The 1,092-nt window shown below is 42.0% G+C and carries 1 protein-coding gene; it reads right to left on the reverse strand.

Annotated elements, in window-relative coordinates; genetic code table 11:
* On the reverse strand, window positions 1–939 hold a 939-nt coding region (locus tag R8N28_RS26625), incomplete at its 3' end, for a Lon-like protease helical domain-containing protein (RefSeq protein ID WP_318183843.1).
* Between the last annotated feature and the right edge of the window lie 153 nt (window positions 940–1,092).

The raw sequence follows: 1,092 nt of genomic DNA on the forward strand, positions 1-1,092 counted from the left end.
GTTACGACTCACTAACACGTTCACTTTGTAGCGACGAGGCAACTTTTTATCTAAAGACGCAGCAGCAATCTCACCTTGTTCACCACTTTGATCGAGGAAAATATCCGCGTTTTCAACGATATCTTTTTGCAGCTCCGTCAAATAGGTTTTGATTTCGGAGTATTCCGAATAATCCACTTTGAGCTTTTTAATGAAGTGAGTAATCACGTCGAGCGTAACTTCATCATTCAACTTTTTGATTTTGTCGCTGTAGGTATCCTCCCACTCGGTCAGTTCACGCACCATGGAACGTAAACTCACCTCTAACGCGTCAATACTGTCACTGAACTGTTCTTGCTCTTTTTTGCTCAAGGCATCAAAAGATTCTTCAGTGTGCAACTCATCGCCATTCATAGCGACAAATTGATAATCGCCGTGCGATGTGATCGTCAGGCTGATGCCGTGCTCTTTAGCTTCACGACTAATGCGGTCCAATTCATTTTGCTGTTTGTTTGCCAACTGGTTTTTCAAACGATCAGCACGGCTAAAGTACATTTCGTTATCAAAAGCTAATGGCAGCGCGTTAAGCAATTTCCCCATTAAGGCTTCAATATCAACACGCAGTTTGTTACCGATTCCACAAGGGAGCTTTAACACTTTAGGCGTGCGTGTATCTTCAAAATTCGCGACGTAACACCAGTCAAATAACGCATCGGCGTCATGCTGGTGACGATTCAAATAGCGCAGAATCATCGTGCGCTTACCTAGCCCGTTCTGACCGATGGCGTAAATGTTGTACCCTTTTTCCTTAATTGACATCGCAAACTCGACCGCTTTTTGCGCGCGCTCTTGTCCCACGATTTCGTCAATAGGAGGCAGTTCCTTGGTCGACTTACATGGCATATTCTCTAGATCTGCTACAGAATATAGCTGTTGAGGTTCCAATCTTAGTATTGCCATATCCGCTTCCTTTTTCTTATTGTCGTAACTTGAGTGTAGAGATTATTTGTTTAATTTTAAGTGATTTAGCTTACACCATGGTTTAATCGCACACTTTATGACCATTAAAATGAAAACAATACGCGCTTGCAATTGATAATCAATTTCATTTAA

The organism is Vibrio sp. Vb1554, from assembly GCF_033344235.1.